At 42.6% G+C, this 24,089-nt stretch carries 20 protein-coding genes; 10 read left to right on the top strand and 10 right to left on the bottom strand.

Annotation, left to right across the window (positions count from 1 at the left end):
- Positions 1–104: 104 nt before the first annotated feature.
- From LYNGBM3L_RS09685 to LYNGBM3L_RS36210, 4 genes are all read right to left on the bottom strand, one after another.
- A complete protein-coding gene (locus tag LYNGBM3L_RS09685; protein ID WP_008181879.1) occupies positions 105–2,003 on the bottom strand; it encodes an ABC transporter ATP-binding protein in 1,899 nt (632 codons plus the stop codon).
- On the bottom strand, positions 2,003–2,983 hold the full coding sequence (locus tag LYNGBM3L_RS09680; protein ID WP_008181878.1) for an MvdD family ATP-grasp ribosomal peptide maturase: 981 nt from the start codon (positions 2,981–2,983) through the stop codon (positions 2,003–2,005). Before LYNGBM3L_RS09680 ends, LYNGBM3L_RS09685 begins: the two co-directional genes overlap by 1 nt.
- Positions 2,984–3,143: 160 nt before the next feature.
- The gene (locus LYNGBM3L_RS09675; protein WP_008181877.1) at positions 3,144–4,121 is read right to left on the bottom strand and encodes an MvdC family ATP-grasp ribosomal peptide maturase; all 978 of its coding nucleotides are present in this window, start codon (positions 4,119–4,121) and stop codon (positions 3,144–3,146) included.
- Positions 4,122–4,284: 163 nt separating this feature from the next.
- Entirely contained in the window at positions 4,285–4,461 is a 177-nt protein-coding gene (locus LYNGBM3L_RS36210) for a microviridin/marinostatin family tricyclic proteinase inhibitor (RefSeq protein WP_008181876.1), read from the bottom strand.
- A gap of 457 nt (positions 4,462–4,918) precedes the next feature.
- On the opposite strand from LYNGBM3L_RS36210, the gene LYNGBM3L_RS43180 reads away from it, so the two are divergent.
- The gene (locus tag LYNGBM3L_RS43180; protein ID WP_154659735.1) at positions 4,919–5,068 is read left to right on the top strand and encodes a hypothetical protein; all 150 of its coding nucleotides are present in this window, start codon (positions 4,919–4,921) and stop codon (positions 5,066–5,068) included.
- Positions 5,069–5,369: 301 nt separating this feature from the next.
- On the opposite strand, the gene LYNGBM3L_RS09670 is transcribed toward LYNGBM3L_RS43180, so the two are convergent.
- Complete coding sequence (locus LYNGBM3L_RS09670) at positions 5,370–5,798, bottom strand: hypothetical protein (protein WP_008181875.1); 429 nt, start codon at positions 5,796–5,798, stop codon at positions 5,370–5,372.
- A gap of 183 nt (positions 5,799–5,981) precedes the next feature.
- Positions 5,982–6,476 (bottom strand): TIGR00725 family protein, encoded by a 495-nt coding sequence (locus LYNGBM3L_RS09665; RefSeq protein ID WP_008181873.1) that lies wholly within the window; start codon positions 6,474–6,476, stop codon positions 5,982–5,984.
- A gap of 310 nt (positions 6,477–6,786) precedes the next feature.
- On the opposite strand from LYNGBM3L_RS09665, the gene LYNGBM3L_RS33820 reads away from it, so the two are divergent.
- The 3 genes from LYNGBM3L_RS33820 (at position 6,787) to LYNGBM3L_RS09655 (ending at position 13,765) form a co-directional block, all read left to right on the top strand.
- Complete coding sequence (locus tag LYNGBM3L_RS33820) at positions 6,787–12,669, top strand: tetratricopeptide repeat protein (RefSeq protein ID WP_131827190.1); 5,883 nt, start codon at positions 6,787–6,789, stop codon at positions 12,667–12,669.
- Positions 12,650–12,796, top strand: coding sequence for a hypothetical protein (locus LYNGBM3L_RS43175; RefSeq protein WP_154659734.1), 147 nt, complete (start codon positions 12,650–12,652; stop codon positions 12,794–12,796). The genes LYNGBM3L_RS33820 and LYNGBM3L_RS43175 overlap by 20 nt, the downstream gene beginning before the upstream one ends.
- 174 nt (positions 12,797–12,970) lie before the next feature.
- The gene (locus LYNGBM3L_RS09655) at positions 12,971–13,765 is read left to right on the top strand and encodes a sulfotransferase domain-containing protein (RefSeq protein ID WP_008181871.1); all 795 of its coding nucleotides are present in this window, start codon (positions 12,971–12,973) and stop codon (positions 13,763–13,765) included.
- Between the two features lie 195 nt (positions 13,766–13,960).
- On the opposite strand, the gene LYNGBM3L_RS45605 is transcribed toward LYNGBM3L_RS09655, so the two are convergent.
- Positions 13,961–15,817 (bottom strand): glycosyltransferase family 2 protein, encoded by a 1,857-nt coding sequence (locus tag LYNGBM3L_RS45605; RefSeq protein ID WP_008181870.1) that lies wholly within the window; start codon positions 15,815–15,817, stop codon positions 13,961–13,963.
- An 85-nt stretch (positions 15,818–15,902) separates the two neighbouring features.
- Between LYNGBM3L_RS45605 and LYNGBM3L_RS48520 the strand changes: the two genes are divergently transcribed.
- Both LYNGBM3L_RS48520 and LYNGBM3L_RS09645 read left to right on the top strand, forming a co-directional pair.
- Complete coding sequence (locus tag LYNGBM3L_RS48520; protein WP_008181869.1) at positions 15,903–16,034, top strand: hypothetical protein; 132 nt, start codon at positions 15,903–15,905, stop codon at positions 16,032–16,034.
- A gap of 166 nt (positions 16,035–16,200) precedes the next feature.
- Positions 16,201–18,258 (top strand): tetratricopeptide repeat protein, encoded by a 2,058-nt coding sequence (locus tag LYNGBM3L_RS09645; protein WP_161603145.1) that lies wholly within the window; start codon positions 16,201–16,203, stop codon positions 18,256–18,258.
- On the opposite strand, the gene LYNGBM3L_RS45600 is transcribed toward LYNGBM3L_RS09645, so the two are convergent.
- Positions 18,241–18,417 carry a hypothetical protein gene (locus LYNGBM3L_RS45600; RefSeq protein WP_165691812.1) on the bottom strand — a complete coding sequence of 59 codons (177 nt, stop codon included), beginning with the start codon at positions 18,415–18,417 and terminating at the stop codon, positions 18,241–18,243. The genes LYNGBM3L_RS09645 and LYNGBM3L_RS45600 overlap by 18 nt on opposite strands.
- A 482-nt stretch (positions 18,418–18,899) precedes the next feature.
- Between LYNGBM3L_RS45600 and LYNGBM3L_RS43170 the strand changes: the two genes are divergently transcribed.
- From LYNGBM3L_RS43170 to LYNGBM3L_RS09635, 4 genes are all read left to right on the top strand, one after another.
- Positions 18,900–19,076 carry a hypothetical protein gene (locus tag LYNGBM3L_RS43170; RefSeq protein WP_154659733.1) on the top strand — a complete coding sequence of 59 codons (177 nt, stop codon included), beginning with the start codon at positions 18,900–18,902 and terminating at the stop codon, positions 19,074–19,076.
- Between the two features lie 15 nt (positions 19,077–19,091).
- Positions 19,092–19,934 (top strand): class I SAM-dependent methyltransferase, encoded by an 843-nt coding sequence (locus LYNGBM3L_RS09640; RefSeq protein WP_008181867.1) that lies wholly within the window; start codon positions 19,092–19,094, stop codon positions 19,932–19,934.
- A 138-nt stretch (positions 19,935–20,072) separates the two neighbouring features.
- On the top strand, positions 20,073–20,273 hold the full coding sequence (locus LYNGBM3L_RS36200) for a hypothetical protein (RefSeq protein ID WP_131827189.1): 201 nt from the start codon (positions 20,073–20,075) through the stop codon (positions 20,271–20,273).
- On the top strand, positions 20,236–22,041 hold the full coding sequence (locus LYNGBM3L_RS09635) for an FkbM family methyltransferase (RefSeq protein WP_008181865.1): 1,806 nt from the start codon (positions 20,236–20,238) through the stop codon (positions 22,039–22,041). Before LYNGBM3L_RS36200 ends, LYNGBM3L_RS09635 begins: the two co-directional genes overlap by 38 nt.
- A gap of 89 nt (positions 22,042–22,130) precedes the next feature.
- Here the strand turns inward: LYNGBM3L_RS09635 and LYNGBM3L_RS09630 are convergent, their stop codons facing one another.
- Together LYNGBM3L_RS09630 and LYNGBM3L_RS36195 are read right to left on the bottom strand one after the other, a co-directional pair.
- Positions 22,131–23,234, bottom strand: coding sequence for a tetratricopeptide repeat protein (locus tag LYNGBM3L_RS09630; protein WP_008181863.1), 1,104 nt, complete (start codon positions 23,232–23,234; stop codon positions 22,131–22,133).
- Between the two features lie 425 nt (positions 23,235–23,659).
- On the bottom strand, positions 23,660–23,893 hold the full coding sequence (locus LYNGBM3L_RS36195; RefSeq protein ID WP_071986844.1) for a hypothetical protein: 234 nt from the start codon (positions 23,891–23,893) through the stop codon (positions 23,660–23,662).
- Positions 23,894–24,089 lie beyond the last annotated feature (196 nt).

Genomic DNA, 24,089 nt, shown 5'->3' with positions numbered 1-24,089 from the left:
AAGCTTAATCGGGTATCACAATTATACCATTTATGAACGGGTAGGTAACATTGTCTTCCACACAGCTACCGTACACCCGGTCACCCTTTTTGCAGTTTTCGTACTTAATTTCCTGACTTCACAAATTGCAGTTCATAGAGATAAGCATACCTTCCACCTTGAGCAATTAATTCCGTATGGGTTCCAGTTTCCACAATCTCACCTTTTTCCAGAACTACAATTAAATCAACATCAGCAATAGTAGACAATCGATGAGCAATCACTAAGCTAGTGCGTCCTTTAAAAAGCTGTTTAATAGACTCTTGAATCAGTTGTTCTGATTCAGAATCTAGAGCAGAGGTGGCTTCATCTAAAATAACAATTTGGGGATTTTTGAGCAAAACTCGGGCGATCGCAATCCGTTGTCGCTGTCCTCCTGATAGTTTCACACCCTGCTCACCAATAATGGATTGATAACCATCAGGGAAACCGATAATAAAATCATGGGCATTGGCAGCTTTTGCTGCTGCTTCAATTTCCTGATCTGTGGCATCTAGCTTACCGTAAGCTATGTTTTCTTTTACTGTGCCGTAGAGCAGTAAGGTTTCTTGGGGCACGATGCCAATATGCGATCGCAAGGAACTTAAACTAATATCTTGTAGATCATGTCCATCAAGTAATACTCGTCCCTTTTGGGGATCGTAAAACCGAGCGGCTATTTTAGCAATGGTACTTTTTCCTGCACCAGAAGAACCGACTAAAGCCACTGACATGCCCGGTTGAATGTCTAAATTGAAGTTTCTGATCACTGACTGATTGTTGTGATAAGCAAACTCCATCCCTTCAAATTTGAGATTGCCCTGTATCGAAGTCAAGTTAATCGCATTTTCCTTCTCTTTAACCTCTATTTTGGTATCTAAAATCTGAAAAATTCTTTTGGCTGATACTCCTGATCTTTGGATAATATTGACTAATCCATTAAACCGATTAATAGGTTTATTTAAAAGAGTGACATAGGTTAACAGGGCTGCTAATTCCCCAATAGTCAGATGGCTAACCATCACTCCCCAAGCACCGAAAACTAATGTCAGTAAATTTCCGAGTTCATTAAGAGTATTAATAATCGGTACGAATATAGACCAAAACCGAGTTGCCTTAAGATTTTCTTCCCGATAGTTACGACTAAATTCAGTAAATCGGTTAATTTCATACTGCTCGTTACCAAAAGACTTAATAATTTTGATATTCGAGATAGTATCTTGTAAGTGATTACTAATTAAGTCAGCTTGATCGTTAACCGATTGATAGATTTTTTGTAGTCTTTTCTGAGAAAATTGTAAAATATAAATGATTAAAGGCCAGGTAAGGGCAATCATGATTGCCAGCAGCCAGTTACTGACAAGGATATAAATGAAAACGACAATAAACGCAAAACTATCGATTAATATAGCAATTAAATTAGCAGACAGTAATTCCCCGACTATCTCCACATCCCTTGCCAACCGTGACATTAATTCGCCGGTGCGTTGGCCTTCAAAAAAACTAATGGATAGACCTTGAATATGTTGATATAAATCTAGGCGAATGCTCTCAATGGTTTTTTGTCCGAATACTTTGACTGCATAGAGTTGAAAAAAGAGCAAACCACCAGCTGCTAAGGTCATAGATAGGATAATTACTCCTACCCAAGGCAGCATATTAAATTGTTTTTCGGGAATCACTACATCTATAACATAGCGATTAACTTGGGGAATAAAGAAGTTGATAAATGAAGCAAAGATAGTTAATGCGATCGCGAATAAAAATGGTGCTTTATGCTGCCAACCATAGTCAAATAGACGCCGGTATAAATGCGTCTCTAGTTCTTCCGGTACTTTCTCTATTTCATTATCTGTATTCTTATCTGTATCTTTATCTTGAACATTATCAAGCTTTTCTTCTGATTTTTCTAGATTATTATCTAATTCTTCTTGTAACTTTTCTGCTTCATCATTAGTAACTTGAGGGATTTGATCAGCTTTCATTATGACCCATGGGTGAGGAGAATTTCAGCAATAGCTTGAGAAATGGGAAAATGGGGTGAAAACGTCTCCAACCAGAAAAATTCCCCAACCGGGTTAACTTCTAGGAATACATACCGACCATCAGGGGTAAGAATAATATCAATGGCTCCATAGTTTAAACCAAAATAAGCCATCAGTTGGAGCAACTTTTTCTCAATATCTTCGGGTAAATCATAGGCTTGCCAAGACTTAACTAACGCTCGGCCTTCCTTGCGCCAGTCGAAAGTAGAGCCTTCTAAGCTCTGGGAATCCACCGCAGCAGTAAATATACGGTGTCCCACGATCGTGGTTCGTAATTCTAGAGCCTTGGGCACTTTTTCCTGAAAGGTCATCGGACAGAAACGCAGTCCTTCGAGATGCTCTAAATCCTCCGCTGTGACTGGGTTTGTGAAAACAACCTGTTCTTGCCCTTGCTCCCCATAGATAGCAAAGGAAGATAGCATTTTGGTAATGATACCCTGGTCTTGACATTCAGAAGCAAATTGCTTCACTGCCTCTGGATTGTTGGTACTCAGGGTACGGGGCGTAATCAAGCCCACCTCTCGTGCCACTTGGAGCTGTAGTTGCTTATTGTTAGCGACATCAACATTAGACATTTTGTCGAAGTGGAATGCCTTGATGCTGGCAATCATACCCCTAACCGTGACGCGACATTCCTTAATTGCAGCGTTTAGATACTGCTTATCCATGGTGTCGGGAATTTTTTTCCCATAGCGCATCCGTCGATACCAAACCGAAGAGACTTCACTCAAATCTAGCTTCTGTTCCCCATCCGTAATAGTTACTCCCTGAGAATTGCCCTCGTAAATATCTAGCTGCACTTCGGTAGGATATCTATCGGTATCAAAACGAAATGCTTTTCCTCCTTGAGCTTCAATCGCTTTGATAACTAGAGGAATACTCTCGTTGTCTTGGCTAAATGTAATGATTAATACTGTCATGTCTAGGGATGTGTTCGATGTTCGGTGTTAATGCTTTTTAAGGCAAAAGGCAAAAGGCAAAAGGCAAAAGTAAAGAGGGTTTTAATGGAATCATATTCCCCCCTTCCGCGCGGGGGGTTAGGGGGGATCCCTAGTCAAAAAGGACTGTACTTCATAGCTTTTAAGAAATCAGAGCTTCTGCGATCGCATTAGAAATGGGGAGTTCCAAATCTCGTTCTAACATTCCCCATTCCCCTCCGGGATTAACTTCTAAAAACACATAGTCTCCCGATGGTGTCACGATAAAATCCAAGGCTCCATAAAGTAAGCCAAAGTAATCCATCAAAGCTCTTATTCGATCTACAATTTCATCAGGCAGCTCATAGTGTTGCCATGCCCCTACTTCAGCATTAGGTTGACGCCAATCAACTGTGGATTTTTCATAAATAGACGAATCTAACGCTCCTACAAATACCTTGCCCTGAACAAATATCACTCGCAGTTCCAACTGCTTAGGAATTTGCTCTTGAAACACCATCGGACAATAGCGCAGGGATTCAGCATCCAGCAAATCCTCTTCTTTAACAATACTGGTATAAAGGAAAAAAGGAGTATATTCCATACTGTAGGACAAAGCCTTTAACAGCTTTGTTACCATTTTCCCCTTCACTTGTTGGAAAAACTCCCTTACAGCTTCTGGATCATTGGTGATTAAAGTCTTAGGAATCACAAGACCCACCTCAGAAGCTACCCGCAATTGCCGCTGCTTATTGTTGGCAGCTCCGGCTTTTGCTAAATCATCAATCCATCGCACTCCTCTGAGACTATCCCAAAGTCCTGATAATGTTGCGAATGATTCCCGGATACAACTTTCTTTGAACTGGGGATCAAGATTTTCACCTAGGTTAGGTTCCCAAATACGGCGCATCCAAACTGCTTTTACGTCCTCGCTACTGATCACTTCAGCGCCATATTTCAGCCTATAGCTGCTCTGGGATTGATCAAACTGTGCCCTGAGTTGCACGTCTAAGGGAAACTTATCTGTGTCGAAGCGAAATGGTCGCGCCCCTTTTTTTGACAAGGCTTCTGCTACTCTATCTATTGTGAAAAAGTCACCACTGTGGGTAAGTAATAAAATTAAGTCACCGGACGAAGACATAAAACTTTTTCTTTTCCATTGGGAAAGCGCAATCGTTAGATTTTTATGATTTTAATTAGATTAAGTGGTCGTATTTTTTTTATAAACACGACCACTGTCTATAGATTCTTGAGTCCTTTATTAAAGGTTACAATTCTTCAAAAGAACCTCTTAATCTTCCTTATTAACCTTCTTCCCAATCAGAAGGATACTTCTGGGTTTCAACTTCTTCATAATCAGAAGGATACTTCAGGGTTTGCTGACCATGAGTATCTTGAGATTGGTCAGGAGCGGCTTGTTGCTCTTCTAGGAATTGAGCGAAGAATGGTTTGACTTGAGTATTGGATTCTTGATTTTGCATATCGAATCATCCTTTACGGTTAACAGTTTAGTGGCTGTCAATTTATTCAATTAACACATCCACCATAATTAGATTACCAGACTTTTTTTTTGATCAGCACTTATTGTATACAATTCTTTACTTTTTTTTTGGCATACAGAGTTCTGTCGTCACCACTTCATATAGAACACTATTTGTCAATACCTTATTTATTTATTTTTTATAAAACTTGAATCTCTTGCTGTGATTGGCATTAGAGAGCCTCCGCTTCTTCAATGCATACATAACATTATTTGTCAAGATATTTTTAATTACTAGTTACCAAAGAAAGTTTTAAGCTTTTGCTGTGATTGACTAGGGAGTTTTTTCTAACGGAAGAAGATCTAATTTAAATGCAAAACCGCTTAATAATTATAATTAAGTATAGGCAAGGGAGTAGGGGTACATCTCATTAAAGCTGTTTGACCAGGTGGCTGGAATGGCCATTTTGGTGGAACGGGCATCTTGGTGGCACGGGCATCTTGGTGAAACGGGCATCTTGCCCGTTTCCTGCCGCAACCTTCAACCTGACAACCTTCAACCTGACAACCTACCCTACTCGAACGCCAAAGGCGAACAACATTTTTGAATTAAGAATGTAGAATGTAGAATGTAGAATTTAGAATGTAGAATTTAGAAAAGGACTTACGCATTTGGTCCCCACGGGGGCAAATGCGTAAGTCCTAAAATCAATAGGAGTAGGGTGGGCATCCTGCCCGCCGGAAAAGATTAGGAAGAAGCAAGATGCCTATTCTACAAGACTCTTCAATTCATTCCATTATTAAGTAATGCCAAAATAGGAACAGGCAAGATGCCTAAAAAGATTAGAAGCAAGATGCCTATTCTACAAGACTCTTCAATTCATTCCATTATTAATTAACGCCAGCTCACTAGCACCAACTAAATGAAAAACTCTGTTTTATCGAGTTCCACTCTCGAACTAGGTGGGTTTCACTTGGCCTTAACTTACGCCCCTTTAACTCAGGGTGACTAGCATAGAATACCGCATCGATTAATGCTGTAATTGTCTCCCGGTAATCCTTCAAGTCATAATCATAGGTTACATCATCAGCATAACAGCTAGGTATTTCCCTCCAGACAATCCTGTCTTTCAAAACTTTTTTAATAGCTAACCACTCTTTTTTGTACTGTGTTTGATGAGACTTGATATTCTTGTCTGACATTTCTGGATTAGCCTGCCAAAAATAAAAGTTAGTAAACCGGTCTAGTACAGACTCGGGAACACACGCAAGTGCTTGACTATGGAAAACAACGGAGGCGGAAATAATCGATAAGCCTAGAGATTTAAATTTGAGCATTGTCCGAAATCGTTACACTTATTTCTTTAGTCTTCTTTCTCTATAGGGGGTCTTCAGTATCTTTTGTGCATTAGTTCCAGTGCGATGCTCCTTTGGAGCCGCTACGCGAACGCATTTGTAATCACTCAAAAAAACTGTTGCACTGACACACTACTTGTGATCCGGCCTAGGTGTGAAACAGATTTAATCCTGACTTAAAATAGTTTTAACCAACTCAATAGCAGCCTCTGGACTTGTTGCCACAAACACATTCTCCTGGGACAGACTACAGAAAAACTCTTGACTCTCTGGATGGTCACTCAACAAAACAACCTTTTTCCAACTTTTGAGAGCCAGAGCAATTTCCGAGGCTGTTCCTATTCCCATTCCACAGGCAATCACCACATCACTGGAGAGTACATTAATCGTATTGCGAGCATTGCCCATATCCGTAACGATGGCAATATCGACAGCATCAGACATGGCCCTAGTGTCGTTGCTGGGTAAAATCCCGATAGTTAACCCACCAACCATTTTGGCTCCCCGACTGGCAGCATCCATCACTCCCACATTTCTGCCACCGGTTAGCAGTACCCAGCCATTATCAGCAATGAGTTGACCGAGACGATAAGCACGATTAATGTCAGTAGCAGTGGCCTTGTCACCGGGCCCCATTACCCCAACCACTATTTTTCTCATCGGTTATTTAAGTCTCAGAGACTGTTAATAAAGTAACTCTTTTGACAGCTATAGTATGAAGCTTCTGTAAAAGTTGTGTAAAAATTCGGTAAAGGTGTGCCTAATTGTGAATTGAATCACACCAATAATTGCGACTTATCTGCTAATAATTTCGTTTGCAAATAATGTCGTTAACAAAACCGCGTGAGCAATAACTGATTAACCCATTTTTTAAAAATTATTAGATATAATTCCTAGCGATATCTAATAATTAGATATTGACTACTGTTCCCTACTCCCTACTCCCTACTCCCAGAACAGCTGTTCTCTGTTGCCTTTGGAAATGTTCCATCGACTCAAACGATACTTTCTGACTAGTTCGGCATCCCCCAAACATGGCCTGCTGCCCTCAATGGCAGAAGATACCTTGCTCACTCCCCATCGACTCCATTATCACCATTGGCATGGGAATAATGGTCATCTCCCCCCTGTTGCGTTAGTTAACTGGTTATCGACATCAGAAGCATCTAGAGAACAACACAAGAATCATCACACTAATCAGCCTACGCAACTAGAAACTATTCCCTTAGCAGGAGAACAGAAAACAGCAGAATCATGTATAAATCATGGGGATTACCTGTGGGCAAAAGGTCAACTAAATCAAGCAGTGACCCAGTATCACCAGGCAATTGCACTAGACCCTAAATCGAGTTTGGGTTACCAACGTCTAGGAGCAACGTTGAAGCAACAAGGTCAATTAGATCAAGCCACTGCTTACTATCGCAAAGCAATTAAATTGGCTGGACTAGAAACCATCGAGTTAGATCCGTCACAATCAAGAAAATCATCTATAGGTCAATGTGTTCCTAGCTCTAGTGAGCGCCACTGTAAACAATATCAGTCAGGAGGTCTTTTGGAAGCAGTTACGGTTTATCTACAACAGGCGCAGACTTACTTGAAGCAAAGACAATGGCAACAGGCGATCGCAGCCTGTGAGCGAGCCATTAAAATTGCCCCAGATACAGCCCAGGTTTACAAGATTTGGGGAAATGCGCTACAGTTCATGGGTCAGACTACTGAAGCTATGGGTTACTATGGCCAAGCTTTGGAAATTGAGCCGGATTTTGCCGAAGTTTATGCTAATCTCGGTAGCTTGTATGCCGGTCAGCAGGATTGGCAACATGCGATCGCATATTATCAAAAGGCGATTGAGCTAAAACCCGATTTGGCTGGAGCTTATCGCAACTTAGCTAAAGTATGGACTGAGGTGGGAAACCAAAAGGAAGTCCTTAAATGCTGTTATCATCAGCTGATGCTAGAGTTGGATAAAGCTAAACCAGAGGACTACCTTAATCTAGGACATCAGTTATTTAAGGAAGGTCTGGTAACAGAAGCGATCGCTTGTTACCGCCAGGTAATTGAGCGGAATCCCCAGTCGGTGGTAGCTTACCAAAACCTGGCAGAAGCCTTGAATCGCCAGGGGAAATGGCAAGAGGCAAATGTTTACTATCGTAAATTACTCCAATTCTATCGGACCGGTTCTCAGTTACCAGCTTCTGAGTTAACAGCTTCTGAGTTACCAGCTTCTGAGTTACCAGCTTCTGAGTTACCAGCTTCTGAGTTACCAGCTTCTGAGTTACCAGCTTCTCAGATAAATGGTCAGATAAATGGTCACACCCACAATCAAGCTAACTCCTCTGATGCCCTGAAACAGGCTATTGTTCCTGAATTGGTAGACAACCAGAAGCAGCAGCAGGTGTCAATCAATCCCCCATTACGTTACAGAGGAGGGGCGATAAAAGCATCAACTGTTGCCATCGTGCCTAGCCCATCTCAAATCATGGTTAATCCCACCAATCCAACCGTAAAGCCTATCCCTACTGCTCCAGAGCAATTAAAGCCAGAGCCATTAGACCGAGAGCCATTAGACCGAGAGCCATTAGACCGAGAGCCATTAGACAGAATCCGCGATCGCACACCACGACTTTCTCAAGGCAATCATTTCCTGCAACTTCCTAACTCTAGAGCGTCTCAGTCTAATCTAGACCAAGACCAAGAGCTTGAGTCGTTTATCAAAGCAGCTCAACAAAATCCAGATTCAGCTAAAGTCCAGGCAAATTTAGGCAGTGCTTATGCTCAGCGGCAGCAGTGGCTTGATGCGATCGCATGTTATCAAAAAGCGATCGCAATTAATCCCAGCTTTGCTGGAGCGTACCGTAACTTAGCAAAAGTTCTAACTCAAACCAATCAACCAGAAGCAGCAGCAGATTATTGGTATCAAGCCCTGACATTGGAACCGAATACGGTATCGGCTGAAGAACACTTGAATTTGGGTAATACCTTAACCAGCCTTGGGAAATTAACCCAAGGGATAGCTTGCTATCGTCAGGCAATTCAATTGAAACCTAATTTGTCTGAAGCTTACCATCGACTAGGGGCTTTGCTAAAAAACCAAGGAGAAGAGCAAGAGCTGCTAAGCCTTTATCAGCAGGCAGTTCAAAACAATCCCCAAGATGCTAAAGCTTACTTCTATTTAGGAAACCTGTTCACAGAGGAAGAAGCATGGGAGGAAGCTTACCCTTCTTATCTCAAAGCCACTCAACTGCAACCGAATCTTGCACAAGCCCATCATAATTTAGGAGATACCTTAGTTAAGCAGCAACGGTGGGAAGAAGCAGTAACAGCTTACCGTCGAGCCATTGAGATACAGCCAGAATTTTCCTGGTCTTATAACAACATGGGCGATGCCTTGCTTAAATTGGAACGGTGGCAAGACGCAGCCGATGTGTTCCGAAAAGCCATTGAACTCAAGCCAGATTTCCCCTGGTCTTATCAAAATTTAGGTGATGCTCTACAAGCATTGGAGCAATGGGATGAAGCAATTATTGCCTATCGCCATGGGATTGAGGTGAAATCCGATTGGCCTTGGTCTTACTATAACTTGGGACAAGCCTTAGCAAAAACTGGACAGTGGCTTGATGCGATCGCATGTTATCAAAAAGCTATCGAACTTGACCCGAATTTTGCTAAAGCCTACAGTCATCTCGGTGAAGCCTTAGCCAGAATTGGCGAGTGGGATGAAGCCATTATCTCTTACGAACAAGCCATTGATATTGACCCCAGTCTTCATGTTTCCGTATACCAGAATTTAGGGGAAGCCTTAGAACGAAAAGGATATAGTAATTCAGAATATAGTAATTCAGAGCTTAATAATTTAGAACTTAGGACAAAAGACGATAGCTCTAGGTTGCTCTTTGAACCAATCAATTCAGAGCTTAGGACAAAAGACGATAGCTCTGAGTGGCCTCACGTTTTCCTTCAACCCTTTCATCCCCCCCAAACTCTCCCCGATGGCAGCCCCTGGCCAAAGATATCGATTGTTACCCCTTCGATGAATCAAGGTGAGTTTATCGAAGAAACTATTCTATCAGTGATTCATCAGCACTATCCCAATGTTGAACATATCCTAATTGATGGGGGCTCTACTGATGAAACCATCACCATTGTTAATCAATACCTAGAGCACCTTACCTATGTGGTTAGTGAACCGGATAGTGGCCAAAGTGAAGCCTTGAACAAAGGATTTGCGATCGCATCTGGGGAAATCTTGACGTGGCTTAATAGTGATGACCGATTAGCCCCAGGAGCATTATATAGGGTAGCCCTAGCATTTTATACCAGTGGTGCTGATGTGGTAGCCGGTGTCTGTCAACTGTTTAAGGATGGCATAGCCCTAGAACAACACTTGACATCCTGTGCTAATGGACTGATGTCCCTTGAAGAAATCTTAGATGTAGAAAGGAATTGGCTAACAGGGAAATTCTTCTATCAGCCAGAAGTTATGTTTACCCGCACCATTTGGGAAAAGTGTGGGGCATCAGTAGATGAAGCCCTCTTCTACAGTATGGATTACGAGTTGTGGGCGCGATTTGCGGCTATTGGAGCCACCTTGCAGGTAATTGGTTATCCCGTAGCTCAATACCGTATCCATGAAAACCAAAAGACTAGCACTAAAGATAAGTATGAGCCGGAATTACTATCGGTATCAGAGGCACTGCGGACTAAATTCAACTGTCCTAAGTCTAAGGCGACAGAAGAGCCTGGGCAACGCCACAGCCTCCGCATTGTGTGCTTCAACGATACCGGATTTCTCGGAGGGGCTGGGATTGCTCACCAACGCATTGCCCAATCCTTAGCCTTAGCAGGACATCAAGTAATTCCCGTTGCTGGCACATTAGACTGGTCATTAACTCCCGTAGACTGCACAGGGTCAGAGGTTTATCAATTAATTGCTAGTCTCAATCCGGATTTAGTCGTAGTGGGCAATATCCATAATATGACCAATCCCTTGGATATTTTGGAAATACTTACCAGTAATTTCCCCACCATCTTTGTCATGCACGACCAGTGGTTACTGACCGGACGCTGTGCTTATGTAGGGGATTGTGAAAATTATACCACCCTATGTGATCACGAATGTCCCACTAGCCATGAATACCCGAGCTTAGCATCAGAGAAAATAGCCGATGCTTTTCGTAAAAAACACCGGCTTTTAGGGAGCTATAAAACTTTGTTAGTGCTAGGGGATAGTCACTGGACGACTAATTGGGCTCGTTATGCCTTTGACTATCACCACCCTCGAAGGAATTTCCAAGAATGCGAAAGCAAATTTCAGAGCATTTACTATGGCATCGATTTAGATATCTTTCGGCCCTTAGACCAGGCAGAATGTCGGAGCCAGCTAAATTTACCTCACGATAAATTTATTATACTCACTGGTAGTCAATCTGTAAAGGATCAGCGCAAAGGATTTAAGTATCTACTCAAAGCCCTAGACATTGCCAATCTCGATGATATCCTACTGGTTAGTTTTGGTCATGGCTCTGCGATCGCAGAAAACCTTGATATTTGGAGTACAGGATATATCGAGAACCCCTCTATTCTAGCATGTTACTACAGCGCTGCGGATGTATTTATTGGGCCATCCCTTCAAGAAGCATTTGGTCAAACCTTTATAGAAGCCGCAGCCTGTGGCACACCAGCCATTGGCTATGGAGTAGGTGGTGTCAAAGAAGCCATCTTGAATCGAGTCTCAGGACGAGTAGTGACCCAAAAAACCCCAGAAGCCTTAGCTAAGGTAATCAAAGAATTATACTATGACCCCCACAAATTAGACCTGTTGGGGAAAACCGCAGCTATTTATATAGCCAACCACTTCTCCTTACAGTCGAGCTATCACAGTTTTATGGTGGCCTTAGACCAAAGCGGTTGGGTCGATCAGCTCCAAATTCCGAGGGCAAGTAAATTTTTAGTAGACTCTCCCAAACTTACTCAACCCCTAGCCATTAAAAGCGGCATTCCCAAAAACAACAGTAGTATTATCTCTGGGGTTGGTATTCAAGGTTATACCCGTCAGGGTTTTGGAGCATTAGAACCACCCTTGCCAGAAATTGGTCTTTTTCGTCCCAGCCAGTGGTTACTTTGGCCAGAGGGAGAGTTTGCCATCATTGCCGATAATCCCAGGAAAGGTCAGCTAGTCATTGCCTGCCGTAACGTCTCCCAGGGTCAGTTCCTTGAAGTTTGGCAACAGGGTAAGTTAGGATTGCGGGTGGCAGTGCATCACTCTGGGATCGATCAAGTTAATGTATTTACCCTACCGATTTCGTTACTTGAAGGCTTCAATTTATTTTCCCTGAAGACCGAGACCTATCATGTTGATCAGTCCAATCGTCATTTAGGGGTACTGATTGAGAGAATTACCTTTACAGAGCAACTCGATTGGGAACCGTTGCGGGAACACAATGAATTATCTATCCTTATGGATGACCATCTCAATGGGATCGGTTGGTTATCACCTGAAACATTAAATGGCACACCAGTTCGCTGGATGGAGAAAGTAGGTAGTGTGATTATTGACGGTATTAATACTATCAAGCCGCTTCAAGTGCGAGTTTCAGGAATGATGGCGATTGAGAAACGGTTTATTAGGGATATGGTAGTTAAGATAAATGGCAACGCTATTGATGGAGAGGTTCAGGAACAATCCGATAAATCTTGGGTGTTTGAAGGAATTATTCCCTCTGGCCGCCTAACCTTAAACGCTCCATTTGTGCTATCGATTGAATCACCAGGGGTGGGTCAGTTATCATCCATTGATTCGAGATTAGCTAGCCTATTAGTGAAATCAGTTACGATTGGAGCAGCTGAAGGTTAATGGTAAGCATTCAGCCGTCAGCCGTGAGCTTTTAGCTCACGCTGCGCGAACAGCCGTCAGCCATTCCCGTAGCGTGGCCAAGGCTAACGCTACCGGAATGGCTTATATTATTCAAAAGCACAATTAGTGTGCGCTATGGGCATAACCCGTAGCCTAGCCACAAGTTTTTGGCTGATAGCTGATAGCTGATAGCTGAATGCTTACGGTTAATGGGATATTCTTCAGTACCTAGTATAATAAGTTAAATCTTGACATAGGGAGTAGGGAGTAGGGAGTAGGGAGAAGAGTTTAAAGAGGTTTAATGGAAAAAATTATATATACACGAGACAATCAGAAAGTTTCTCTTGAGGTACCTCCCCCTGGTGATATTCCTAGTTTCTTCGTGTTCGCGCTCCACAAATCAGGGAGTGTGATGCAGGACAAAATTATTGAAGATATCGGTTTTACCTTAACTATACCACTGATTAGTGTTGCCAAGACTTCCTTTAATCAAGGGGTAGAAGAAAGTGCCTTTGGTAAGGAGATATGTGACCTTTTTGTCAAAACTGGATATGGCTTTTACGGCTCTCGATATCTCCCTGCCTATCTTAATCATTTCGATTTGAGTGGTTTCAAAAAAATCTTACTAATCCGGGATCCTAGGGATATTGTAGTATCCCATTATTTTTCCATGAAGAACAGTCATGTTATTCCCCCAGGTAAGGTAGGTGATGCCCTTTGGAAAAATCGCCAGCGACTACAAGATATGGATATAGACCAGTATGCGATTCAACAAGCACCTATATTTCGCAACATAATTCAAAAGTACAGCAAGATTGAAGATCAGTTATTCAAACTTTTTAGGTATGAAGATATCGTTTTCAATAAGCGTCAGTGGGTTGCGGATATTATCACGTTTTTAGAATTAGAGCTTGAGGATAGCAAAATAGAAGAAATAGCTAAGAAGCACGATATTTTTCCAACTAAAGAAAATCCCGCCTTACACATCCGTAAAGTCACCCCAGGAGATTATAAGGAAAAGTTAAAGCCCGCTACTATTGATAAGCTTAATGAATGTTTTAAAGCTATTTTTATCAAGTATGGATATGAGAATTAAGAATGTAGAATTAAGAATGTAGAATGTAGAATGCAGAATGTAGAATCTAGAATTTAGAATTTAGAATTTAGAATTTAGAATTTAGAATTTAGAAAGCATAATTCCCGATTCCCGATTCCCGATTCCCGATTCCCGTTCCCCTCCTGGGAGGGGTTAGGGGTGGGTTCCGATTCCCGATTCCCGATTCCCTACTCCCTACTCAAAACGATAAGCTCTAGCTTTTAATTTTTGCATCCATCCCTTGACTGCTGGTTGCTTAAAGATACTATCAATCACCTCTTTCATATCTTCAGCAACTGGACTAGACTGTTCCGGAATAGTATTACTTTGCCCAAAATAGCTACAAGTTGCTTCTGGCAACCAGAGGGCTCGGCTTCCTCTCAAAAATACTAAATTTAATACTATTTCTACCATCGCAGCCTCTTGATTTAATTCCGTATTGAAGCCCCCTACTAGGTCTAAACGACTGCGACGAAACATAATATTACTTTGACGCAACGGTTGCCACAGTTTCTCTAACTTCCAGATGTGTAAGTCTTCTAAATCTGGTAAGTCTTGCCATGGCGTGACCTCGGTGATCTTGTCTCCCTCAACCAGTTGCCACCCACTCAATAGTAAATCCAGGGTAGAGGATTCCCGATCAAATGCTGCTACTTGTTTCTCTAGGGCATCTGGTAGTAAAACACTGTCACTATCGAGAAAGGTTACAAATTCTCCTTGGGCCATCTCAAGACCGCGATCGCACAACGCCCCCCATTTGCGATTGGCCGTTGGCCACGCTACGCGAACGCATCCCCCATCCCATCCCGCTAGATAACCCTCTTTAATAACAATTCCCCCCTTATTAAGGTTCCTACTTCCTGTTCCCCCCTTATTAAGGTTCCTACTTCCTGTTCCCCCCTTATTAAGGGGGGTTAGGGGGGATCCCTGCCTGCTCCCTGTTCCCTGTTCCCTGTTCCCTGTTCCCTGCTCCCTACTCCCTACTCCCTGATTAACCGCTCTATCCACCACAATAATTTCATAGTCGGAATAGTTTTGAGCCACCACACTCTCCAATGCTCGGTTAACTAACGCGCTAGTACTATTAACAACAGGACTTACGCGGTTAAGTTGATTTCGCCCCCCTAGCCCCCCAATTCTGGGGGGAATGATCTCAAAGTCCCCCAAATTTGGGAGATCCAAATTTGGGGGATTTAGGGGGCAAATGCGTAAGTCCTGGACAATAATAATCACACTAACTCGTGGTGAATCCTGATCATGCCAGGGTTTTAGCTGCCAGGTGCTGTCAGCAATCGTTCCTTGTGCTTGCACATTGCCAATGGTTTTATTCTGTTGCGCTTCTTTGCCCATATGGGCCTCATTTTTGCCCCCCATCAGATGAGCGTAGGTATGATTTTGATGCACTGCCATCACCACTTCGCTGGCATCGACTATGGGGTAGCCCCTCATAGCAGCAGTAGTTACCATCCAGGTATCCCAATATCCCCGTCCTACCGCAAACTTAGGGATACTACGAAATAAATATTTAGGAAAGATAAAGTAATCCTTGGCATCATGAGCACCTAAACAACCGGTCTGATAGACCTGTTGACTCAGGGTGTCTTCCCAGGTGGGAGACTGAAATTCTATGGGATTGGACAAGTCAAGATTCCAGCGTCGTCCAATGATTAAAAATGTGTTTAGCTGTTGGCAGACCTGTTCAATGGCTTGGGTAAAATCCTTCAGTAAAATAATATCAGCATTGATGTAAGTGATGATATCGTAAGTTGCTTGCTCCTGGACTTGGGCAAACACACTATCCAGTAGAGGAGTACCATAGCTATTGCACTCGATATCAGGAACATGATTAACTCCTAACTCTTCAGCAATGGAGGCTGTACCAATTTCATCACCAAATAAAATGATTTCTGGCTTAGGTTTGAGCAAAGTCCAGCTGGTAATGGCGTTGTGCTGGATGATACCAATCATACCTATAAAAGGCTTAGGCACCGTGAAAATGCTGATGCCTAGGGTTGGTTGAATCTCTGGCTTGATATACAACAGTTGGGCCATTGTGCTGATTGCTAATCGTTGATATTGATGGTATTGTTATAGAGTTTGTAGATGAGTTGTAAACACACTTCTTGCCGAAAAAGCCATGGATCCAAGAGCCAAAAGGCAAGAGGGTAAAGAGAACCTCAGTTTTATTGTCCAAGAAAAAAAGACCTTAAAGGTTTACATCTCCAATACAAACGCTATTTTAGATAAGAAAATCGAATTGATTAGCTAGAATCTTATAGCTATAATATTATAGCTATAAGATAGTCTTGGTGGAATCATTAAGATACCACAATCAATTCGATTAAAAACTGCTAGCTCGAATACAAGTTTTTAACAATCGTTAAATAACAGTATTAAGAAACAGTATTAGAATGCGCTCCCAAATAGAACTAGCTATGGTTGAAACTTCTGTAAGTATTGCAAATCAATTGAGACAGCAAGGACAACAGAGTGAAGCAATTGCAGCATACCAGGAAGCAATTGAGTTACAGCCAGATAATCCAGGAATTTATCACCTTTTGGGACAATCTCAGGCTCAGCAGGGGGATTTAGAAGGTGCAATCGCAAGCTACCAAAAATCAATTGCCCTCAATCCCCAACAGTCGTTTTGGGTCTACAAACATCTCGGGGATGCTCTGAGGGCCCAAGGAAAACTGGATCAGGCGATGGTGGCTTACCAGGACGGGATGCAGTTCGAGCCAGACCATCCGGATTTCTATCACAATTTAGGACAAGCTCAAGCACTACAGGGAAATTTAGAAGACGCGATCGCATCCTACCAAAATGCGATCGCACTCAATCCTAGCCATCCGTTTTGGATCTACAAAAATCTCGGGGATGCTCTGAGGCAAACCAATCGAGTTGATGAAGCAGTTTGCGCTTACCAGGAAGCAAGTCAGTGTGACCCAGAAAATGGGAAAGTAGTATATCCTAACTTGGCACAATGTCAGCAGCAACAGGGAAATTTAGACGATGCCATCGCCTCTTACCAAAATGCGATCGCACTAAATCAAGACCAGCCAGCTTGGGTTTACCAAAATCTCGGGGATAGTCTGAGCTTGCAAACTCGATGGTATGAGGCCATTACCGCTTACCGTAGCGCTATAGCCATTAACCCCAGCATAAATCGGGTTAAAGAGAGCTTAGCGGATGCTCTGCGAGAAACCAAACAATTGGAGCAAGCGATCGCAGCCTATCGCGATGGTATTGAAACCAATCCCGACCGCTTTGAGTCTCACCATTGGCTAGGGGATTTATATCGAGAAAACAAGAATTGGGAGCAAGCCGCAGCAGCTTACCAATCCGCCATAGCACTCAATTCCTACAATGCTTGGACTCACCATAATTTAGGCTTAGCCTTAGCCCAACAAGGGAAGCTAGAAGAAGCCGTAGCTGCTTATCAAGAAGCCATAGCCCTATCCCCTAACCAGTTCTTTGAGTTTTACCACAAATTAGGGGAGGCTCTCACCCAACTCCAGCATTGGCAGGAAGCAGTTACCGCTTATGGTCGTGCCATTGACCTCAGCCCAGAAAATCCTGAGTTATACTACCCCTTGCGCAAAGCATTGGAAGAATTGGGACAGTGGCAAGAACCAGATTATGAACCCCCATCACAAGACCCTTGGCTAGCCGCTCACCAATGGGCAGATAGTTTGCGAGAACAGGGAAAAATAGCGGAAGCGATCGCAGCCTATCGCTATGCTCTCGATATCAATCCCAACTGTTGTGAATCTTACCATTGGTTAGGGGATTTACTCTTAACACAACAGAATTGGCATGAAGCAGCAACAGCTTACCAGCGAGCCATAGAACTCAATCCTTATAATCCCTGGTCTCACCATAATTTAGGGCTAGCCTTAACCGAACACGGCAAATTAGACGAAGCAGTAGCTGCCTTAAACCAAGCCATAGCCCTATGCCCCAACCAGTACTTTGAATTTTACCAAAACTTAGGAAATGCCCTCAGCAAACTCCAGCGTTGGGATGAATCCCTTACCGCCTATGGCAGTGCTATTGAATTAAATCCAGGCCATCCTCAGTTACACAGTAGTTTAGGAAGTGTCTTGGTTCAATTGGGAAAGTCCGATCAAGCAGTAGCGTCCTACCGTCGCTCTATACAGTTAAAGCCAGATCACCCCGAGATACACGAAAAATTAGGAAATGTGCTTCGAGAAAGAGTCCAGGTAGATTTAGATCAAGCAATCAGCTGTTATCGTCGAGCCATTAGGACTAATCCAGATAATCTCGATAATTATCACAAAGCATTAGGGATACAATCCAACGATCCTGAACTGTATCTACAGTTAGGCAATACATTAGTCAAACAAAATCAGTTAGACCAAGCCATCATTTTCTACCAAATCGCCCTCCAGATCCAACCCGAAAATTATGAAGTAAAGGCTCAGTTGACCAGGGTTTTGGAAAAACAAGGCAAGCTAGGGAGTAGGGAGTAGGGAGTAGGGAGTAGGGAGTAGGGAGTAGGGAGTAGGGAATAGGGAGTAGGGAATAGGGGTAGGTTTTTTACATTTGGGTAAAACATCGGACTTAACCTCAGGAGAGGAAAAGGAAAACAACTTAGGTGCGCTTGACCTATTAAGAATTAAATTCGCCACGGGTCGCACCTGAAGAAGCGATGCAGTCGGCCAAAGGGGGTTTCCCCCGGAGACGAAACCTTAGACAGGGGAGCCTTTATGGTTGGTAGGCTATGCAGATGCATGATTAAAACTTATTGATTAAGGCTCCCCTGTCTTACGGTAACTATCGCCAAAGGCGACGCTTCGCGAACAAACCACTCGCTATTGGATCAAGACAATGATGATTTTTAAGGACAAATTAAGTATATTTTCTTATCCCCCACACCCGGTCACCCTACACCCGGTCACCCCACACCTCACGTCTTTGTTAAAAACCTACCCTTATGAGGTGGGGAGGGTGGGGAGCTAGATATTTCGTAGGGTGGCTGAGTGGCGGCCATAATTTTGAAGGATTATCAATCAGTTTTTATCCGCGCCGTAACACACCGTCTTCAAATTGATAACTGACTACTGACTAGTGTAATTATAGCGTTTCTGATACTTATAAGGTACAGTCAATTTTGTTACCCCGACTCCCGACTCCCGACTCCCGACTCCCGACTCCCGACTCCCGACTCCCGACTCCCGACTCCCGACTCCCGACTCCCGACTCCCGACTCCCGACTCCCGACTCCCGACTCCCGACTCCCGACTCCCGACTCCCGACTCCCCAAGACAAAACTACCTCACCAAATTGATAACTGCTATTAAAAATGAAAACTGAAAAATCCTATAAAGGCACATTCCTATATTTCGATTATCCCATAAATCAAAAATCGAGATATGGGCATGGTAAGCCTCCTCATCCCAAGCTGTATGAAATAATTAATCGAGGTAGAGACACTTACAAAACTTATCTCAATAGCTTTTTGCAATACCAGGAAAATCTGCTGAAATTCGCCAATAAAGCCATAAAAGAGCAATCCCCAGAGCCATCATTATTCAATCCCTGGCTCCCTGGTCTTGATGCCGTCTCCCTTTATAGTATTATACGCTTGAATAAGCCTAAACTCTATTTTGAAGTTGGGTCAGGAAACTCTACAAAATTCGCTAGGCGAGCGATTAAGGATGGTGGGCTAAACACTAAGATTATATCTATCGATCCTCAGCCGAGAGCAGAAGTTGATTTAATCTGTGATGAAGTGATTCGAAAGCCCGTAGAAACTGTCGATATTGCTATTTTTGATCAACTGGAATCTGGGGATATATTATTTGTAGATAATTCCCATCGAATATTTATGAATTCCGATGCTACAGTAATATTTTTAGATATTTTTTACAAGTTGAAGCCTGGGGTTATTGTAGTATTTCATAATATATTTTTACCCTATGATTATCCTCAAAAATGGGAAAAGCGTCATTATTCTGAACAGTATGTATTAGCCGCCTACCTCTTGGCAGAAGGTAGTAAATTTGATATTATTTTGCCAAACGCTTTCATCGGGTACGATCCATACTTAAAAGCCATAATGTCATCCCTTTGGCAATCCCCGGAAATGACTGGTGTTAATAAAGGAGGCGCTTCCTTTTGGCTTAAAATGAGAGAATTCTCTTGAGGATTATAGGGAATAGGGAATAGGGAATAGGGAATAGGGAACAGGGAACAGGGAATAGGGAACAGGGAACAGGGAATAGGGAAAAGTTTGAAGGCAAGAGGCAAGAGGCATACATGCTAAAGTTTGAAGGCAAGAAGTGTGTTTACAACCCAGATAAAAACGCTATATCATAACTACTCTAGAAAAGCCCAGGATTTTTTCCCTTTTCCCTACTCCCTACTCCCTACTCCCTGCTCCCTTTTCCCTACTCCCTACTCCCTACTCCCTGCTCCCTATTCCCTGTTCCCTTTAAAACTTAACTATGGCAATCAAATTTTGGAATGGTATTGCATTAATTGAAAATGACACCTATAGGACTCAATTAATACCAAAAGTAGGACGCTTAGATCACGATCAATCACTGTTGAGGGGGATTTTACCTCATATACCAAGGGGTGGTGTTGCCATAGATGTTGGTGCCAACATTGGCGATCACACCATTGCTTACCTGAATAAAGTTGGGATAACTGGTCGAGTGTTAGCATTTGAACCCCTGCCAGAAGCTTATGAATGTCTCAAATTAAATGTACCAGGGGCAGAATCCTATAACTATGCCCTTTCAGACCAAGAAGAAACCCTGAATTTGGTGATTAGACCAAACACAGGAGAGAGTTTTTGCTCCTATTCCGATAACTCACAAACCATTCGAGCTGTTCGATTAGATTCCTTTGAGTTTACCCAGCTAGACTTGATCAAGTTTGATGTAGAAGGTTGGGAGTTAAAAGCCCTCAAAGGAGCTGAAGAGACGATATATCAACATCAACCTCGGATGGTGATTGAGATTAATGAGCAAGTATTTAAACGAACCCTCGGGAATCGACATCAGATTTACGATTTTCTGAGGCGACATGATTACGAGTTACAACCAATACAACCAAAGACCAGCCTCAACACTGAGAGAATTGATTTACTGGCAATACCAGAAAAGGCACAATACTTCTGCGGCTTTCAGCATAAATTAGGGGAAGCTTACACAGAAAATAGTCAGCTTGACCAAGCTATTATCGCTTACCGTCGTGGGATTGGGCTTAACCCCAAGATATCTTCGTCTCATCACAACTTGGGGGAAGTCTTGGAGAAACAAGGTCATCTCGAAGCTGCGATCGCATTTTACCGTAAAGCCATTGACCTCAACCCTGATCACCATCAGTATCATATCACCTTAGCCAAAGCCCTAGCCCGAAAAGGGATGGCAGCTGAAGCAGTAGCTGAGTATCGCTTAGGGCTGTCCCTTAACCCTAACTTCCAGTGGTCAGAGGATAATTTTGGCGAGGCTTTATTAGAAGGTCTGTATAAACACCATAGTAAAAACCATAGTAAAGGTTTCCAGGAAAACCCTAGTCAAAAGAATGACTTGATGTCCTCAAGCCACGACTGTGGTGTAATTTATTTAGCGATTGGGGAAAAATTTAAACGAGAATTTCTTAATGCTTATAAATTTTTCAAGAAATCCAATCCTACCATCCCGATATCCCTATTTACCGATTGCGCCATTGGGGAGTTAGATGGCTGTACAGTCTATCCTTTAAAAAGAAACAAAAATCCTCATAAACTCAAAGCAGATATCTTGAAAATGAGTCCTTACGAAAAAACCTTATTTATGGATACAGATACCTTGGTAATTGGGGATATTTCCGATATTTTTGTGTTTCTTGATGACTGTTATTTATGTATAGCAAAAGAACCTAATGTTGACTATAGTAAACAACCCTATAAATTTATTGGCTATAAATCACATAAACACATTAATACAGGAGTATTCGCCTTAAAAAAATGCCAATTCATTACTAAAATGATTGATGGCTGGATTACTCTGATGTCAGAACAAGATGACTCAGATATGAGAGCAGGACATTTTGGTGACCAGTACTATTTCAACCAGTTATTACAATCGGGTTTCTTCGAGCAAGAAGGAGGCAAAGTAAAGGTCATAGACAACAATATTTACAATGTCAGACCTCAGGCTCTGCCTCACTTAATCAAAGATGGCTTGTTTAATCAAGCCAAGATAATTCATCTACGACTCTCTGCTTTTGTCCCATCATTAGTTTCTCTTAAAAAGAAATAGGGATTAGGGAATCGGGAGTAGGGAGTCGGGAGTGGGTAATAAAGCGATAGTAAGCATTAACGCTAGTTGGTATGCAACAATCGCTTTTTTCAGATTCTCTTGCCTATCACCACGGATTCTGTCATTATGGGCAGACCAAGGTTGTTTTGAGGGTTGCTTTGAGTCATTGCCCAAGCCATGGGAAAGTCTTGTGTGGTGCGAACGGACGAAGCTTGTTGGAATGCTTCAATAGCAAGTTCTAGATTTTTAGCCCTGTCCCCACGGATTCTGTCACTGTAGGCATTGCCCAGGTTAGTTTGAGTCTGTACCCACTCCATGGGGAAGTCTTCTTGGGTGTAAACTGACAAAGCTCGTTGGAATGCTTCAATGGCAAGTTCAAGATTCTCTGCCCTGTCCCCACGGATTCTGTCACTGTAGGCATTGCCCAGGTTAGTTTGAGTCTGTGCCCACTCAATGGGGAAGTCTGATTGAGTGTAAACTGACGAGGCTAGTTGGTATCGGGCAATAGCTTTTTCCAGATTTTCAGCCCTGTGGTCGTGGATTCTGTTTCTGTAGGCTTCCCCCAGGTTGATTTGAGTCATTGCCCAATAGATAGGGAAATCTGATTTGGTGTAAACTGACAATGCTCGTTGGTATTGGGTAATGGCAAGTTCTAGATTTTTAGCCCTTTCCCCACGGATTCTGTTTCTGTAGGCTTGCCCCAGGTTGGTTTGAATCGCTGCCCAACTTTCCCGCTTACTCTCACGGGTAAAGACCTTTAGCACCTGTTTGTAACCAGCAATGGCGATTTCGATGTTATTGGCTTTATTGCCTAGAGGAAACTGCTGGATCAGATTGCTAAATTCCCAAATAACTTTAGCGATGTATTCTGCTTCAGCTTCTGAGAGTTTAGCACTTGCCCAGGTTTGCAGGATATCAATAAAGTTATCATCCAGTTTGTCTAGGTTGGCTCCCAACAGTGGGTAGACTACTTTGGGGTTGCTATCGCTGTTGTCAGTTGCCAGCAATACCTCTGTCAAGAATTGCAGATAGTCTTGGCATGAGGGATTAGCTGAGCTAGGGGTTTCTGAGATTCCCAGGATTTCTAACAGCTCACTCCTCAGACCCAGTAAAACCTCAGCACGGTTTTGCTTGCCCTCTGCTCTCAGTTGTTCTGCTACTTGTGCCATTACCTGCAATAACTCTGCATCCACTAACTCACGGTTGCTCTCAAGAATTTTGAATTCTTCACCGCTGGGACTCCCTAATCCCTACGGTGCGCGTTCCCTAAAACCCGGAACGAAAGTAACTTACCAAATTAATAATTACCTTAACTATAGCAATAAAAAAAATCGGTCAAGTTTTGGTTAACCCCAATCCTTGACCGAATTCTATTGTGTAAACGTCAACAATTACAGCTTAACTGAACTCAAATCTGAATAACTACTGATCAACTAATACATTCGTCAGTGGTCAGTGGTCAGTGGTCAGTGGTCAGTGGTCAGTGGTCAGCCATTGGCCTTGGCCGTTGGCCACGCTACGCGAATGGTTGATAGCTGATACGCGACACGCTGATAGCTTAAAAATAACCTCCACAATTCCTGGTCGCCAGGGCGTCAAACCCTGGCAAAACCCTATCCTAGTCTACGTAGAAATATCGAATCAAGGTGGTCATAACCTCACCAGGGTTTTCGGTAGGTTCGGGAGTGCTCCACTCGTCGGGATAGGCGTATTTAAGAGCATAAATGGCATAAATAGTATGCCGAACTTGTTCAGGAGAACCGATCAAGATGTGCTTGACTTTCTTAGGTTTCCGACCAGGGTTTTCAGGGTTCTGATTTTCATCGGAGTTAGGCGGAAGATTTTTCGTCATGACCAGTTATTCATTAATTTTGCTGACATTATTAATATATCAATAAATTAATAAAGTTGTCAAGGGGTTTAGATTTTTTTTTATTACGAAATATTGAGATAATGGAGACCGTGGCTAGGTTGATAATTGTGGATAGTTTTGGAATATAAAATCGTTTTTATTCGTGTATATTTTTGATAAAATTAATCCTAGATAA

It is taken from the genome of Moorena producens 3L, from assembly GCF_000211815.1.
Lineage (GTDB): Bacteria > Cyanobacteriota > Cyanobacteriia > Cyanobacteriales > Coleofasciculaceae > Moorena > Moorena producens.
The sequence above is the reverse complement of the archived record's forward strand: the minus strand, read 5'-3'. Positions and strand labels throughout refer to the sequence as shown.

What these genes read in the sequence shown, in the direction of transcription:
- LYNGBM3L_RS09640 (WP_008181867.1), top strand. Translation starts at nt 19,092, where the DNA reads ATGAAAACTGAAAAATCCTATAAAGGCACATTCCTATATTTCGATTAT.
- LYNGBM3L_RS36210 (WP_008181876.1), bottom strand. Translation starts at nt 4,461, where the DNA reads ATGCAAAATCAAGAATCCAATACTCAAGTCAAACCATTCTTCGCTCAA.
- LYNGBM3L_RS09680 (WP_008181878.1), bottom strand. Translation starts at nt 2,983, where the DNA reads ATGACAGTATTAATCATTACATTTAGCCAAGACAACGAGAGTATTCCT.
- LYNGBM3L_RS36195 (WP_071986844.1), bottom strand. Translation starts at nt 23,893, where the DNA reads ATGACGAAAAATCTTCCGCCTAACTCCGATGAAAATCAGAACCCTGAA.
- LYNGBM3L_RS45605 (WP_008181870.1), bottom strand. Translation starts at nt 15,817, where the DNA reads ATGGCCCAACTGTTGTATATCAAGCCAGAGATTCAACCAACCCTAGGC.
- LYNGBM3L_RS09655 (WP_008181871.1), top strand. Translation starts at nt 12,971, where the DNA reads ATGGAAAAAATTATATATACACGAGACAATCAGAAAGTTTCTCTTGAG.
- LYNGBM3L_RS09645 (WP_161603145.1), top strand. Translation starts at nt 16,201, where the DNA reads ATGGTTGAAACTTCTGTAAGTATTGCAAATCAATTGAGACAGCAAGGA.
- LYNGBM3L_RS09670 (WP_008181875.1), bottom strand. Translation starts at nt 5,798, where the DNA reads ATGCTCAAATTTAAATCTCTAGGCTTATCGATTATTTCCGCCTCCGTT.
- LYNGBM3L_RS09665 (WP_008181873.1), bottom strand. Translation starts at nt 6,476, where the DNA reads ATGAGAAAAATAGTGGTTGGGGTAATGGGGCCCGGTGACAAGGCCACT.
- LYNGBM3L_RS09635 (WP_008181865.1), top strand. Translation starts at nt 20,236, where the DNA reads ATGGCAATCAAATTTTGGAATGGTATTGCATTAATTGAAAATGACACC.
- LYNGBM3L_RS43180 (WP_154659735.1), top strand. Translation starts at nt 4,919, where the DNA reads ATGGCCATTTTGGTGGAACGGGCATCTTGGTGGCACGGGCATCTTGGT.
- LYNGBM3L_RS09675 (WP_008181877.1), bottom strand. Translation starts at nt 4,121, where the DNA reads ATGTCTTCGTCCGGTGACTTAATTTTATTACTTACCCACAGTGGTGAC.
- LYNGBM3L_RS48520 (WP_008181869.1), top strand. Translation starts at nt 15,903, where the DNA reads ATGGATCCAAGAGCCAAAAGGCAAGAGGGTAAAGAGAACCTCAGTTTT.
- LYNGBM3L_RS09685 (WP_008181879.1), bottom strand. Translation starts at nt 2,003, where the DNA reads ATGAAAGCTGATCAAATCCCTCAAGTTACTAATGATGAAGCAGAAAAG.